Annotated in this window: 2 protein-coding genes; one reads left to right on the top strand and one right to left on the bottom strand. The window is 43.3% G+C overall.

The window, feature by feature from the left end:
• Positions 1 to 12: 12 nt before the first annotated feature.
• Positions 13 to 1290 carry a PDZ domain-containing protein gene (locus ACL8WY_RS08820; RefSeq protein WP_436514336.1) on the top strand — a complete coding sequence of 426 codons (1278 nt, stop codon included), beginning with the start codon at positions 13 to 15 and terminating at the stop codon, positions 1288 to 1290.
• A 200-nt stretch (positions 1291 to 1490) separates the two neighbouring features.
• On the opposite strand, the gene ACL8WY_RS08825 is transcribed toward ACL8WY_RS08820, so the two are convergent.
• Positions 1491 to 17900 carry a LamG-like jellyroll fold domain-containing protein gene (locus tag ACL8WY_RS08825; RefSeq protein WP_436514338.1) on the bottom strand — a complete coding sequence of 5470 codons (16410 nt, stop codon included), beginning with the start codon at positions 17898 to 17900 and terminating at the stop codon, positions 1491 to 1493.
• Positions 17901 to 17966 lie beyond the last annotated feature (66 nt).

The following is a 17966-nucleotide window of genomic DNA, read 5'->3' on the forward strand; positions in this document are numbered from 1 at the left end:
CCAGGTTGTTAGATGAGTGTAATTCATTACATAAGAGACTTTCCAATGAGAAATCCGATAATAAGTCTGATAACTTTTATTTTGGTTATTAATACCTGCCTTTGCTCAACTGCATCAGGCCAAAAGGAATTTGGGTTTAAAATGCCCGCAAAAACAAGGAAAATTGAAATTCCATTTGAACAGCACAATAATCTGATTGTAATTCCAGTAACCATTAACCGGTTTCTTACGCTGAAATTTATTCTGGATACCGGTGTAGAAAACGCCATACTGACCGAAAAGCTGTATGCTGACATTATGGAGCTCAATTACATACGTGAAATTACCATAGATGGTCCGGGGCTCATCGATTCTGTTGAAGCTCTGATTGCCAATCAGGTTACGTTTGGATTGCCCGGTGGGGTCATCGGTCAAAACATGAATGTGCTGGTTCTTAAGGAGGATTATTTAAAGCTTTCAGAAAATATTGGCGAAAATGTTCATGGCATTATCGGATACGATATATTTTCTCGCTTTGTGGTAGAAATAAACTACGATGATAATATCCTGACTCTTCACGATCCGAAAAGATATCGGCCACACAAAAAACAGGTAGCGCTTCCTTTGGAAATACGAGGCTCTAAGCCATTTATGAATGCTATCATTAGACAAGGAAACCAGACCGCTTCATTGGATATCATGGTGGACACTGGAGCCAGCCATGCCGCACTCATAGATTACAATTATCTAAATGGAATTTCCCTACCGGAAAAAACGATTGAAACGAGACTAGGAAGAGGGATTGCAGGTGATATTCCCGGCTATCTAGGCCGAATAGATCTTGTGAAGATTAACGATTTTGATTTCGATCAGATGCTGGTGTCTGCGCCGTTCGATGGTGCTTACAACAAGGTCATAAAGCGAGGAGCCAGAATAGGCACATTTGGTGGCGAGCTATTGAATAGATTCAACGTGACTTTCGATTATAGAAACGAGAAAGTCTATTTGACCGAAGGGCATCGATATCGAGAATCCTTTGAGTATGACATGAGCGGCATGACTCTCAATGCTGTTGGAGAGAATCTGGATACATTAAAGGTGGTCAATATTCAAAAAGATGGACCCGCATATCAGGCGGATATCCAAAAGGGCGACATCATTCATTCAGTCAATGGTAAGAGCCTAAAGTATCACTCACTTTCTGACATTTATGAAATTCTTCAGTCACGAGATGGAAAGCTCATTAGGTTGAAAGTCTACCGGGATGGCATCAAGGAAAAAGTTAGTTTCCGCTTGAAAAAAATAATTTAGCCTTTTGGCCTGACCACTTTCACCACATTCTTCCTTTTTTTGACAGTCAGACAGAAACTCACACCAAAATCTCGTAGGTATAGGCACTAAAACTTAAGAGGTAAATACATATTCTCAATGTCGAATCCAATCCCTTATTTAGCTGGGACAATAAAAAAGGGGTGACTTTCGCCACCCCTTCCTAAATAGGTGATTAGGAATTAATCTTTAACGATGACACGGAAGCTTACCACATTGTCTTGTGGACTTTCACGATCGTAGAATCTCAGGATGTATATGCCTTCTTCAAAATCGGCCACATCTATCCTCAGCTGCCCGTCGAATCCATTTCTTAAATCTTCAGACCACATTGTATTACCAGCCAGATCGACAAGCTGTGCTACAACGTCGTTCGATTTTAAGTGACGATATCGGATATTCAGGTATTCGCTAGATGGATTTGGGTAGATCTCCAGATCTTTGAAGTATTCAAGTATTACGCCCAGCACCGCCTCGATGGTTACTTCAACACCATCTTCCGTGGCAAAAGCCTGTAGCTTGAAGTCCGTATCACTTACTCCTGCTTCCCCAACATCAAACTGAACAAAGGAAGATTCATCAAGTGGAATACCCGGATATTCAACGAAGAATCTGTAAGTACCTTGCGGCAAGAAGCCAAACTGGAATTCACCATCGTCATCTGTTTCTCCGTAGGCAATCAGCTCAAACTCATCATCATCTTGACCCGTACGTCCACCAGAACGTTTTCTTCTTAGACCACATTTCCTTTTTGAGGCTCTCCTTCTGGCGTCTACTCTACCTTCATCGTCACCAAAGTCTTCTTCAATCAATACATCAAGATTACCATCTCCATCTCCTGGCCCAAGCACAGCAGGCACTTCCACCATCTTCATTGCGATTACATCATCACTTCTAAAGAAAAGTGTATCAGCCTCTGTCCATTCAAATACATCTCCAAAATAGGTGGGGATGTATAGTTCCAGGTCTGATTCCACAAAAATGATGTAGTTACCAAGCACAACATCCGGGAATGTAAATGTGGGTGGGTTCACATTTTCGAGTGTTTCCAGCACTCTAAATCCAGTTGACGTTCGAGTCGTTTCCAGCATATAGCCATTTAAAGGTGCCGTTAATGGGTTGCCATCTGCATCGGTGACTGAGACTTCCATATCTGCAATCGCCAAAACCTGTTGGGGATCAACATCGATAGTAAGAGCAGGAACTAATGATGGACTTGACACCTCCACGCGGAAGGTTCCCATATTATCATAATCTATGGCCAGGATCACGCTTGTCGCATTATTTACAATAAAATCATCTCCTGAACTTATTAGTACATCATTCCTATACCACCTGTATGTATTGTTGGTGCCTCCAATGTCGACAGACAGACTATAATCTGTATCATATCGAACTTCAATTGGTTCTCCGGCAGACTCATTGAGCTGGATACTTGCCTGAGTCGAGTAATCTAGTGTCTGAATGCCTACGAGCGGTTCTAAATCATCAAACTCAAGACGATTACTGCTTACATTCAAATCGTTGATTGTAGTTCCGGAGTAATCCATCAAACCCGTAATTTCATTATCCGAAGCATCCATCTCAAGTAGGTTAGTAAGGCCTCCAACAGCTCCTGCTGTAAATGGATTAGGCATATCTCCAGCAGCACTTGTACCTCTAACATCCACAATTTCTACTCTGGTTCGGGTGGCGGGATCCAGATCTACTCCAATCCAATCGCGCAACCTATCCGTCTCCCAGTTTAGTCCCTGAGGATTAATAGCGGCATAGATCTGACGAAGAGCTGTTGAATCTGCAATGGTTTCTGCGTCAATATCCGTTTTAACAATCGTAGTGTTGGAGTTGTCTGAAACCTGTGCTGAGGTGTTTACCATCCTCACACGATAGTAGTATGTCGTAGAAAAGTCAAGATTGCTAACTGAGATGCTCGTCGCAGTGGTTTGAGTGCCCTGGAAGCCTGAGACAAACGTGGAAAAATCAGCCAATGTAGACACATCGATCTGATAGGTTTGCACATCCAAACCTTCGCTCCAGCGAGCAGTAAAGCTCGTAGACGTTACATCTTCAGCCGGTAGTGTTACCACGCTTTGACTAACAATGAGCTCATCTAAAGTAACGTCTGTTCCGATGTTTCCCGATTGATCGGTAGCTGTAGCAATTACATCATACGTTCCATCTGCCAGGCTAGCAATAGCTCCTGCATTCAAGGTCCAGGTTCCGTTGGTATTATTGGTTGCCGAATAGTTTGATCCATCTACTTCAATGTCTATGCTTGCGTTCGCATCGTCAATGGTTCCTGTCAATTGAGGACTGGTGATAGAAGTAGCATAGGTATCAACCGTTATTGTTGGATTCTCTGTATCAATGTTAAATACATCTACCGCATCGTATGTTCCCATCTGATTACCCGCTGCATCTTGAGCATCGGTGACCTGAACATCAATGTTTGACAATAACTCATCTGCATCGGCGACATTATATGATGCCGTGAAGTTGAAAGTGTCATCCCAATTGCCGACGTTAAAGGTCAGCGTATTGGTCGGATCTTCCACAGGGAACGATATGGTTGGATCAATGCCAGTATCCATAGCCTCGTCAAACGTGACAGTAATATCAAATTGTGTATCACCGTCAATGATTGTCCCTAGGCTTGGAGATAAATTAGAGACATTTGGAGGCGTGGTGTCCGGACCACCTGAAATTGTAAAGTTATCTCCGGCAGTCAATCCTCCATCTATCTTATTGCTTTCTCCAAATCCAAAATTATCTACGGGTGGCAGATCCAGACTAAATGTTGTCGAATTCGCTGTAGTGCTGATGTCAGCAGTGACATAATAATATACTGTTTCACCAACCGCATAAGTGTCAGAGAACAGCAAGCCAATGGCATTACGAGGAATTGGATTACCAGGACTCCATGAGCTAGTGCCCAAAAGAGTAGCAGAGCCAAAATTGTCAGACCCTACATTTTGATAGAAATCAAACCCATTCAATTCAAAATCGGTGGAATCGGCACCACTAGGCACTAAGAAGAGTCCCTCAACATATGCTTCTGTTGTTGCAATGGTCGCGCTGGCTTTGTAGATCATGACATCTGTATCTCCCGGATTGATTGAGGCATCACCTACAGGTAGTGTTGACAGAGTTACATCAGCCGTTAGAATATCTACATCAGCGCTTACATCATCTATGAAAAGTGGATTTGACCCTCCATTAAATTCAATTCTGATTGGTCCGGTATAGGTTGGGTCAAAGTTTGAGGTAAAGTCAATCGATATTTCTTGATAAGTTGGATCTGGATTGATGGATCCAACTACGATATCAAATGTTGTTCCCCCATCACTTGAGGCAATAATGTCATATGTTCCTCCAGTGCTTTCTCCCTTATACCAGAAACCGAAAGTAGTTGCTTGATCCAATGGAGGTGTTTGGATATAATTACCTCCTCCAGATTCTATTCTTGCTGCATTCCCTGTTCCTCCGCGAGCATCTATATCTCCTGATTCTAGTACGCCTACGCCATCCCAAAGTCCAGATTCAAATATGAATGGACCAGAAGATGCGGTTCCAGGTAATGGTTCGTTAGTGAAATCCTCGAAGAATGTGGATCCACCAACCGGCGGGCTTAACGAAGGTCCTGCTACCCAGTCGGTATTTTCATCCATGTTAGTAAGCGTACCATCCGGACCTCCTACTAAATCAGTAACGGTTGTGTTTCCAGTTCCTTCATCCAATCGATAATATGCTATTAAGCCAGATTCATTTCCTACCAACTTCTCGTCTTTCTGAGCAGTAATCTGTATATCATCTTTCGCGAAATCCCAGATTCTCACTTCATCAATTTGTCCATCCAGAGGAAAGGTGCCGTCTTTACTGATCCCTAGTCTGAATTGCCCATTGGTACCTTCGGGTACACGCGGTGCTTGCGTTTCTAGTGCACCATCTATATACAATCGAATATCTGACCCGTCAAATGTAACAGCCAGATGATACCAGGTATCAGTAACTAAGGTAGTAGAGCCGGTAGTATTGGCTCCTTGATTTGATGCCAGGTTTTGGCCAGTGAAGAACAAGTAGGCTCTTCCTGTACCTGTTCCGTCTTCCTGAACAATTAGGTTGTTCGTCCCTGTAAACGCATCTGCCTTAGCCCATAGCTCTACGGTATAATTATCCGTATTTGGATTCAGTGGAATATTCGGGAGTTGGACATAGTCGTTTGTTCCATCAAAGTCGAGGGCAAAGTTTGTAATTACTTGAGCATCTCCCGAAATGATCCAATTATTTGGAGCATTGATAAGGACATCTCTTGCTGATTGGGCTCCTGAAGAGTACGAAAGTCCTGCGGCACCTAAACCTACTCCCGTTTGAAGTGTTTGCGCTGACCAACCTGTTAGTGTAGCATCATAGTTTGCTATAGACAATCCTGAATTGTCCAACATTCCATTCATATTGGTCGCGCCACTGACATCCCAAGACCCTAAGTTTTGGTCGTATGAGGTAGCATTTTCGAAGATTCCACCAAAATTTGAAATTCCAGAGAAATCCCAACCACTTAAATCACCATTAAATGAGGATGCATTTCTAAACATTCTAAGTAATGTTGTTACTCCGGATAAATCTGGCGAATCACTTGCATTATATGTTAAATTGGAGCATCCGTTGAATGCGTCCACCATACTTTCCCAGGCATTACTTCCCCATTGTTCAATGGTTAAGATTTTGTTTTTATCTCCTGTATCTGCAAATTGAATAGCTGGAAAAGTTCCTGTTATAACTACTTCGTATGTACTTCCATTTTCAAGACCTGCGAGTACCGCATTACCTGTTTGTGCTGAGAGTGATCCCTCTGCAACTCCTGGATTGGTGAGATTAGTCCATGCTACGTCATAGTTGTAAGTAAGACCACTGTTCCTGCGTATTGTAATCTGACCATCTGACGTAGACCAAGTGGTAATAAAAGGGTCCGGTACAGCATCGGCCAAAGCTCCGGATGCTACCCAATTTGGCGTAACATTGGAGCCTGACGGACCATTCCATGTTCCATCATTATTTGAAAAAACATCTTCCACATTGCTTCCCGTTCCTTCGTCAAACTTGTAGTATGCCAGCATCTCCGAATAGTTTGGATGGCTTTCAATGTTGGTTGTGTTGGCATATCCGAGTATATCTGTCTCGGAAATTGCAGCATTCCAAATTCGGAATTCATCCATTTGTCCTAGCCAATAATCGCTATCGCCATCCACGTCATCGGAAATCAAGAAATCAGCCGCTGAAAGATCGGGTGTCATTGAAGGCACTGTTCCATTATAAGTCAGCGTTACCTCCACTCCATCGACAAAAACTTTCATTCGATCTGCATCAGTAGCACCGCTACCATCAAATACCATTGCAAAATGGAACCAATCATTAGCGGTCACTACAGAAGAATAATCAAATGCTGCGTTAAATGTACTTCCATTGTGGAGGTAGACATATAGGTTCCCGTCAGACCATGTTCTTGCTCGTATTTGATTGCTTGCGTCGGTACGCATGATAAACATGCCACGGGTCTGGTCTAATGTGGTTTGGTTAAACCACCCTTCAATCGTAAATGCGTCTGTTTCCGATAATGAGGCAATATTTCCTAAATCGATTTGATCATCTAATCCATCGAAATCCAATGCTGATCCTGGATCTGTATCACCAAGTGTTGGGTATGAGCTAGGTGGATTTAGTGTGGCAGTAGATACCTCTCCTTGTTGAACGTTGTAAGCGAAAATTGAATCGTTGGATACATCCGAATTGATCAATCCTGAAAGTCTTTCCCAACCTCCAACTGCAGCATTGTCAGTGGCATCTGTTCTATAGACAATTCTTCTGTCGGGATCGTAGCTACCACCATTATTGTAATCCATTCGAAGATCAACTTTTTGACCTCCTGGAGCGAAGACTCCAAAGTACTTTCCTTGATCCAGATTATTGAACCCATCGGCCTGAAGTTGATTTGGATCTCCCTCAACTAAATACCCGTGAATACCTCCTGTAGCATCTTGGTAATGGACATTGATATCCTCACCGAACTGAGCTGTGTTTAGTACCCCTGGCGTGCCTGCATATGTATAAATGCTTCCCTGACCTTGAGGTGCTCCTGAGATCACAGGTGTTGCTCCAGTAACGGTACCATCCGCGTCTCCGGCCAGGTTAATTGCTGATGAGGCATTGTTCTCATCAAATCTATAATAGGCCACCAGGTGATTGAGACTGTCAAAATCTGCATCCAGTTTGCCAATCATGTGATCACGAATATTGGTTTCAGTCAGGGCTATGTTCCAGATTCTAACTTCATCGATATCTCCATTCCATGGCTGACTTGCATCTACGGCGTTGGTTCCAATTCTAAACTGCGAATAATCGACTGAAAGTGATGTCGTAATAGATCCAAGATCCACACCGTCTACATAGAGTCTTAAATCCGTGCCACTGTAGACACCCGCGACGTGATGCCATTGACCATCATTGTTGCTGGTTCCTGATGATGGACCATTTACTCCGCTTGGAGTTATAGAAAGCTGGTCTGTGCTTCTCAGCTTTAAGGCGATGCCTTGATTAGTCACATTGGTTCCAATGGATAGAATATTCATTGGCCCTGTAGCAGAGGTTTTCACCCACGCCTCAAACGTAAAGTCATTTGATATCTCACCGGTGAGATCCGGCCCTTGTATATAATCGCTAACACCATCAAAACTCATTGCATGGCCAGCGTCTACAGGAGTTGGGTATGGATTTTGGTCAATGGCTGTTGTGAACTGACCGCTTCCTGATTGTCCATAAGCATATATTTGATTTTCCTGCAGATCTACTCCTAATACGCCACTAATACTTGTCCATGCCGGATCGGCACCATCAGCACGATAAAGAATTCTTCGGTCGGAAGTCAATGAGCCAATGCTGTCGCTTACATCGTACGTTTGACTCGGTGAGAAAACGCCATAATAGGCCGTATCGGCAATGTTATCAAAGCCGGATACTACGTTATTGGCTGGTGTTCCGCTGATTCGATATATATGCAATGGCAGGTTTGCAGTTCCCAGATTACTCAGTCTAAAATTGTCCAGCTTTCTTCCTGATCCAGCACTGTAAGAATATTCGTACGTACTGTAATCTCCTAAATGAGCTCCTGATAAAACATAGGAAGATCCTCCCCCGACCGTGCCTTCATGAATTCCTTTAAAATCCTGTAAAGTCAATGCATCTCCACTGTCGTCCATTCTGTAGTATGCCAACAAGTTGGAAAAAGCGGGATGTGAATTGGTGACTTTCTGAGTAAGATATTCACGCAATGAGCTTTCCGGCATTTCAAAATCCCAAATTCTAACTTCATCAATTTCACCTTCAAAAAGCAATTCACCACCTTGTGCACTTGAACCAATCATGAGATTATCTCCTACCGAATTTATAGGTCCAAAGATTGGCGCGCTGCTATCTACCAATTCTCCGTTGACGTAGAGGTTGACAGGATCTCCTGAGTTCCATGAAAGTGCTACATGCACCCATTCTCCAGAGAAGAGGTTGTTAGCATCAAAGGTTACTTCTTCAACAGAGCCTCCATTATCGATACGACCTCTTAGTTCTGAGAAAGGCGAAGCGTCCGATCCAAACAGGTATAGACTGACTGAGTTGGTTCCTGCTGCTCCATATGATCCTTTACCGACTATGGTTGCGTATTGATTTCCCGGCCCGTTAGGAATGTCATTCGGTTTGATCCATGCCTCAACTGTAAGCGCATTTAGTCCGGATACGTCAAGCGAAGGTATTTCAACAAAATCATCAGTACCGTCAAATGTAAGCGCTTCACCCGCGCCTTCAGCTGAAGGATAGGAGTTAACAAATAGGAATGGAGCAGAAAATTCCGAATAGCCGTTTGCATCCTCAACCAACGCCACATAATTTGAACCGGGCGCAAAACCTCCACTTATTGCGGCTATTCCGCCAGTGACCGATCCTGTTCCAGCAAGGGCTAATCCCTGGTCATTATTACATCCATCATCAGCAAAATATACATTTACAGTACTCCCATTAGCGGCAGTCGTAGAAATGTTTACGGTGGTTAAACTGATGTCGTCTATGGTTGCGCCTGGAGTTAAAGGCCCGGAACCGTATCCAATACCACCACTTGCATTACAACTAAAAATATTGTTGCCAAGCGCTACATTTTGAGAATTGTTCCCGTCAAATAGAATACCCTCTCCAGTATTTTCGGAAATGATATTTTGGACAGTCGTTCCAATATTGACATTGATAGCAGCTGAATTAATTTGGATACCTGCTCCCGCATTTCCTAAAGCTGAGGATCCATCGGATTGCAATCCTATGTAGTTTCCTTCTATATCTATCGAATTTCCTGCCTGGATTCTTATTCCTCGATTGGAATTACCTGATATAACATTTAGGTCGCTAGGAGAGGCTCCACCAATGGTAACCGCAGAAACGGTTCCAATAAGATTGATTCCTCCTAATCCATTCGGTATGGCTGCATCGGCATTGGAGGTTGTTCCAATTCTATTTCCTGCAATGGTTACATCTGATAGACCTGTGCCTCCTCCTGAGCCATTCAAGTTCATACCATACCTAGAGGCACCTGAGCCTGAGATTGTATTTCCTTCACCGGTGAAAAAGTCTCCTCCTACAATTAGATAGTCTATCTCTCCAGTGGTGGCGATTCCGTGATCGCCAATTGCTGAAGCTGTGTTACCATCTAAGGTACCTATTCTATTTCCTCTGATTACTGCGCTATCACCGTCAACGACATAAATACCATTACCTCCTGATGCATGAAAAATGTTGCCTTTGCCAGAATCTCCGATCACCGAATAGTCTGATGCATCTGATGCGAGGTAAACATTTCCGTTTGTTGAGTTTCCGCTAAAACCAGTGAAAATGAGTCCATAAACTTCAACATTTGCTGCATCTATGTTTATGCCATTGGCGTTTCCGCCGATTCCTGATCCGTTGATTTGAACCATTGCATTTGGATCTCCGAATGCCCATCCAGGCTGTGTTGTTCCATCAATAACGGTGTTGGCTGCTGTAATTTGTGGAAGCGCAGTAGCCAGATTGATAATCCATGGGCCTCCACCTGAAATATTGAATGTAATCGCTGTTCCCGGACTGGCATTGGCATTCGTAATTGCTTCTCGTAAAGAGCCTGCACCAGTGTCATTGGTGTTAGTCACAATTTCTCCAGGTATGCTGGCTGCCGGCGTAAATTCGGAAGTTCCAAATCCAACACTATAATCAGTTACGGTTGCAACCACCTCGTCCGTTACCCCTAACGACAATCCACCAATTGACCAGATTCCTCCTGATACTGTTGTAGAATCAAGTAGCGTTTGACCTTGTCCAGAACCATCACCCAGATATAAATGAATAGTTCCACCTTCAACACCTGTTCCTGAAACATCTGTCGTGCTTACATTATCTATTGTTGGAACAGATATACTACCATTGGCACTGCCTCCTAAAACAATCCCATTGCCATTACTGTATATTTCATTATCAACCCATGTGTTATCATTCCCATTGCTGATATTGATAGCGTCCGTAGTGTTGAAGGCGATGATATTTGAATTATCTCTGAATCCGATACGGGTTGAAGATAGCGTATTGGAAAAAATTAGTCCATTGTTATTCGCAATGGCAGAAGTCCCGGTAATATCCGTACCTATTTTGTTGCGGTTGATCTGGTGACCACTTGTAAGCTGCCCACTTTCTATTGCATTGGTTACGTGACCTGATATGACATTATCTTCAATGGTCACCCCATTTTGATTGTTTAGATTGATACCAGCGCCTTGGGCGATTGGAGCATTTCCTAGGGCATTCGTACCTATCAGATTATTTGTGATAATGTGGTTTGCACCTCCAGTAGAGCTCACAAGGTGAATCCCATCTTGGACATTTCCTGATATTAGGTTATTGGTAATCGTACTGGTTCCACCCCCTTGTCTTACTCCATGACTACTATTGGGGTTGGAAGAGGTTCCATCTGGAGTGGTGCCTATCCTATTGGAATCCACTGTCCAATCTCCAGATATATTCACGCCAAATGTATTCCCACTTAGTATATTCCCGGCGCCGGGCGATCCAATGATCACACCATCTACATTGCCGCCGCTATTAATTCCTCCGTTGGAAAAATCGGTGATATGCAAACCATATATCTCAATATTATTTACTTGTGCATTAAGGCCATCAGGAGCCCCACTGCTTGTTCCATCAATTTGGACCATGGCATTGGCTACCCCAAAGGAAAAACCAGGTTGCGTGGATCCGTCGATGATTGTTCCTACTGCATTTAGTAGGGGCAAAGGAGAAGCAGGTTGAATTACCCAAGGGGCCGCACTTTGAATATTGAAAGTAATGGTAGTTCCTGGGTTGGCGTTGGCGTAGGTGATGGCGTCTCTTAGTGATCCAGCACCCGTGTCATTTGTGTTTGTGACCAAGCTAGCCGGAATTGAATCAGGCAATGAAAATTCTGATGAACTTAGCGTGGCATTTATTGCTGTTTCATCATCTTCAACTACCACCATGTAATATTTACCCGGTTGAAAAGCTCCATTAACGGTCCATACACCGCCGCTTACTGCATCAAGTGAGTCCGCTACCAGCAGACGACCTTGATCATTATTACACGAATCAGCTTCATAAATAAATATGTTCGAATTGTCCTCTGCTGTAGTGGTTCCGGATATTGAAGTTGGAGATACCAGAGTTATAATAGGAGCATCTATATCGGGTGTTGATGTAAAACTTATGCCCCCTTTTTCATTGCAGTCAAATTCATTTGCATGAATATTAACACCATTCATATTGGTGCCTAACTTTTCAATCCCATAATCACCATTGTGACCAATTAAGTTTGACTCTCCAGCTCCAGTTCCTCCAATTGTAGAATTTGAAAGTCCGCTGATATATATACCTGAATTGATATTTTTTTGCGGCGTGGATTCGTCTATTTCTAATCCGATCACATTGTCCTGAATAGTGAAACCCCGTGTGTCAGCGTTGATATAGATTCCAATTCCAACTGAACCAGTATTTGCGTCGGCAAACACTCCGTTACCAGAAATCAGATTTCCAACTATTGAGTTACCTGCACTCGAACCATCTACCAGGTTAAGTACAATTCCGTTTGCCTGGTTTCCAAAGGTATTATCACTAGTGACAGTAACTCCATCTCCATCAAGCACCATGTCGCCCTGTCCACTGATATCTAATCCAATTACATTGGTGTTGATATCCAGATTGGTTTGATCTCCATCAATAGCGATTCCATCACTACCATTGGCAGAAATGGTATTTCCTGAAATAGTAATGTTTGTCCCGTTGGTTATTCTTATTCCGTCATTGGTGTTTCCTAATGCTGTTAGTCCATCTGCTGTTAATCCAATGATGTTGTTAGCAACCGTCAGCATGGAACTTCCATTGCCTAGATAAAGGCCATCAGTGCCATTGTTAGAAATGATATTTCCATCAACAAGGACATTACTTGCTGAATTAGCAAAAAGTATCCCGTATCCTCCATTTCCAAGTGGTGTAGTTCCATTTTCTCCAACTCCGATATAATTATTTAGGATGCTTCCTGTTGGTGAATTTCCTATATTGATCCCATCTGCATTGGTGTCCGTATTATTTCCGGAAATAATATTCCTCTCACCTGGACCGACACCTCCAATGACAAAAGTGACTGCTCCCCCAACATCGATTCCACCTGCCTCATTATTCATAGAGACATTACCTGTTGAGTCCGTTCCAATTAGGTTCCCTGTGATGGATAAGTTCGTACCCGTGATGCCCACAGTTATTCCATATTTACCATTCCCTGCACCAGCTATTATGTTACCTTCTCCACTTAATGAATTTCCTCCAATGGTAAGGTTATCGACTGTGCCGGTTGCAGAAATTCCATGGTGATTGTTACCTGATGGAGTCGTTCCATTGAGCGTTCCAATCCAGTTACCGCGAATAACCGTTGAATCTGAATTCGTGATATAAATTCCGGAAGTTCCTCCGCCATGAATGATATTGCCCATACCAGGTGCTCCTATAAAGACATTATCAGCTCCATCTCCTGTCAATTCAATCGCCGCATGTGATGTGAGTCCACTGAATCCGGTAAGGATCAAGCCATAGATTTCCACATCTGCTGCTTCGTTGATATTAATTCCACTTGAATTGGATCCGATTGCAGACCCATCAATGGCAACCATGTTGTTTACATCGCCAAATATCCAGCCCGGTTGACTGGTGCCATCTAAGATGGTTCCTGCGGCCGTGATGTCGGGAAGCGTTGTTGTTACACTAATAATGTGTGGGCCTCCACCTGGAATGTTGAATGTGATGGTGGTAGGTGAGTTAGCGTTAGCGAAATTAATGGCTTCTCTTAATGATCCTGGTCCTGAGTCATTGGTATTAATTACAATATGGGGAGATAGTGATATAGTAGAGACATCAAAAAAGCTTGCGAAGCTTTGCACATTCGGAGAGCCTTCATCATCTTGAGCCACCACATACAAATCATAATCCGTTGCTGCCGATAAGCCAGTAGCATTTAATACAAAATCAGTAGTGGCTGTTGTCACAACCACATTGCCAGCATCCACTTGTCCTGTGCCGCCAAATCCTGTTCCTGCTCGTACATCGTCAACGCTTGGTGGCGTTGATAAGTCTGGAACAATCACGTAGTAAAATGTACCCGGCTCATTAAGTTGAACCGTAATGTCTAAATCTGTTGCAGATATATTGTCAATGAGAGGGTAGCCAACCTCGTAGAATGGAGCTAGCACATCTGCATCATAAACAGTAGATACTCCCCAAATAGGTCCGCTACTTTCTCCATCCGCAACTCCGTTGTTATTATCATTCAGTGTGCCATCATTACCCAATGATCCCTGATCTACTAAGGTTGTGCCTGATATTTCATCATAAGTATAAGAAGCAACGAGATCCGTTACAGATCCGGTGATTGTCGTAGTAATTTCGCTCTGAAGCGTGCTTTGATCTTTCGCATAAGACCAAATTCGAGTTTCATCCATGAGCATTGCCTCACCGGTGGTCACCCCGCCGACTCCTACTTCGACCTGATTCCCATTATCTCCCAGTACAACTGACGCGTTACTGTTGAAGATGGAAGGCATAATACTAGTCGTGTTTTCACCCACTAGCTCTCCATTGACATATACACGAATAAAGGAGGAAGGTTCATAAGTTGCTGCAATGTGATACCATCGCCCAGTTTGGAAAGTATATGGACTCTGAATAGCAGAGAAATTGGTCCCCTCGGCACCAGTAGTCCCGTCGGTAGAAACCGCAAAAACTACATCGGATGTATTTGATATTTGAAGTAGATATGCACGCTGCTCTGGTCCGGCATCCGGATTCCATTTGGTTATAAGTGGGTGTTCTTCGTCAATGGCCGAATTGAATTGAACCCAAGTTTCCAGGGTTAGCGCTCCGGTGATATCTAATGAAGCGGCATCCGGAATTTCAACGTAATCATCAACTCCGTCAAACGAAAGTGAATTCTGAAAATCAAGAGCAACATTGCCAACAACAGACCCTTCATTCTCCGCTTGATCAACCGCATAGATGTTGACAGTGTATGGAACTTCACCACCGAAGTTAGGATCAACTGCCATATCATATTCCCAGCTTCCATCACCATTATTGGTGGCCGGAGTTCGGGTCGTTCCACCATCGAGTGAAACTTCAATAGCGGCAAAATTATCATCGATAGTACCACCAACGTTTGTTACTCCGATTGTCTGCAGGTCTTCAGCGAAAGTGATGACTGGTGCTGTTACATCTGCTGGCGCCAAAATCGTACCTCCTGAAGCCCAGTTACCTGTCGCTCCAGCCAGATTCATTGCTGGATCCAGTGTGCCGTTTCTAGCTGCAACAATATCAGTCAATGTCGTTCCTGCAGCTTCATTGAAATCATAATAGGCTACCAATCCATTCTGTAAACCGCTAATTTCTTCATCAAGCAATGCTGTGATTTGTGTAGCACTTCTTGGATAATCCCAGATTCGCACTTCATCCAACAGCCCATGGTGGTTGTTCGTGCTCGATGCCACACCTTCCATTGCTCCGATTTTTACATCAAGATTATCTCCCGTGTGAATTACGTCATTTGCGCCAAGAGCACCATTAGTAGCTACTTCTACGCCATCTAAATACAGGCGCATGGTGGTGCCATCGTATGTTCCAGCTACATGATACCATGTATTGAGACTTAAGCTTATTGGGTATTGTACAACCTCCGTATCAAAGGAGCTATGTTGACCTAAAGCGATAGCTAGACCTCCACCAAGATCACCATATAATAAGGTGTAACCGTTCCTATTAAGACCTCCATCCGAAATAAGTGTTCCTTTTGAAACAAAAGTGTAAGAATTAGAACCCCCTGGAAGTGCCTGAAGATTTACCCATGCTTCCAATGTATAATTCTGGTTATTAAATACAGCATTTGAAGGAATTCTGACATAATCATCGTCCCCATCAAAACTCAAGACTGAATTATCACCAAGGCCTACCAGGTTTGAAGTTTGAATCGTAGACATCACATTGCCTACTTCATCATAAACGGAAGTAGCGACCGGAGTAACGTCAACCACCTCATTGCCATCCGGCGTTCCGCTAATCGTTATGTCGAATTCGATTTCCGAAGGACTTAAAACATTGAGCGAGTTAATAATAACAGAGGCAACGCCCCCAACCGTATTTACATTAAAATCTCCCACATCTACCGGAGTAGTGCCATCGGCGGCTCCATAAACCCCCTCATCAAATTCTACATAAATTCTATTTCTTGCTGAAGAAAGTGAGGTTGCCTGAATGACTGGGGGAGAAAGGTCGTAGGTAATGGTGAATGTGCTAGATGAGTTATTGAAGTTCCCCGTTAAATCTGTGGTTACTGCCGAGAAAATATCCACTAATACCAGACCTCCGCCTGAAGGGGTTATATCCGCCGTGAATTCAATATCATCTGCAGTATTTAAGTTACTCGGCGTCCCGTTATTAACTGTGATATCAGAAAGATCAAACCCTACAACTTCCTCAGTGAAGGTGATCGTAATTGGAATCGGGTTAGCGGCTGTAGGATCTGTTTCAGTAGATGAAATAGAAACATCTGGATTTGTAATATCCAATGGACCTGCGGGAGATAAACCGTGTATAGCTGCAATCCAATCCGTGGCTGCATCCATACTAGTAAGGACTCCTGGGCTTCCTCCTTTTAAATCACTTACCGTACTTGTATTTGGTCCATCCGAAAAGTCAAAGTACGCAAAAAGTCCGGGCATTAGCGCATTCACTTCCTGGTCTTTGAATGCATTGATCTGTGACTCGGTTCGAGCAAAATTCCAAACCCTAACCTCATCAATTTGGCCTTGCATAAACTCTCCACCAGGAGCACCTGTATTTCCTCCGATGGTTACATTACCACCATCACCTGAAAGCACGCCTCCTGAATAACTGGCAATGCCGTCTTGAACGCCATTGATGAAAACCTTAATGTCTGTTCCATCCCAGGTACCTGCTATGTGTGTCCAAGTATTAATCGGAACATCTGTAACCCCTTGGGCATTTGTAAATCCAGCTATATCTGAGTCCACAAAAAAGGCTACTTTATTATTGTCGATTCTTAACAGGAATTGGAGTAACGAAGTATAGTTACCAATCACCGTATGAAAAGGCTTATCTGCCGTTCGATAGACCCAGGCTTCAACAGTAAGAGACGGAAGCCCAGCTAAGTTATCTCTAAGGTTCGTTCCAAAGTCAACATATTGATCCGTAGCATCAAAATCGAGCCCATAGTTATTTTCCTGAATAGGCGCTCCAGCAACGTAGTTAATACTACCTGCCACTAATGAACCATCTTGAAAAAGGTTGACAAAGGCATCATCATCAAGGTTATTTTCAAAACGAAGGTAAACGTCCAGCCCTGCTTCATTTCCTATTAATTCTTGATTGTAATCCCCAGCAATTGCCGCTCCATCTCTGGCTATGTTCCAAATTCTAACCTCGTCGTAGTAAATGGGATCACCTTCTATTGTTCCGTCAGCTCTATTCCCAATTCTAATTTGACCATCGTTGGTAGCTGTTCCTACGTTATAGTTGGAAGTAGTCACAGCAGTAGATACTCCATCTATAAATAATTGTCCTTCAGTACCTACTGAAGAAGGGTCATAAACAATTGCAACGTGATGCCAGGTATCCGCTACAATTGTACCCGCCCCTGACAAGCCTTCGATCGAACTTACATCATCACCTATCCAGAAAGATATTTGTCCTGTAGGAGTAACATAGGCATCTAATGGACGGGCTGTGTTGCTATTGGTTTGATTGACAAGTGAAGTAATCTGAGTAATAGCCGTTGGAATATAAATCCATTGCTCCACGGTAAAACCACCCGTATTTAAACCGTAGGTGACATTTACTTCATTACCGGCACCTGACATGTCAAGGGCTTGATTTTGGGCATTTGCTGAAAAAGCAAGAAATAGAATTAGAGCAACTAAGGCAGTCTTTCTAAAGGTACTCGGTAGCATGTTGTTGACTTTAGGTGGTAGTATAAAATCTGGCGGACAATTTAGTCTGTTTAAAAATGGCATAAA

Origin of the sequence: Ekhidna algicida (genome assembly GCF_051379705.1) — a bacterium.
Taxonomy (GTDB): domain Bacteria; phylum Bacteroidota; class Bacteroidia; order Cytophagales; family Cyclobacteriaceae; genus Ekhidna.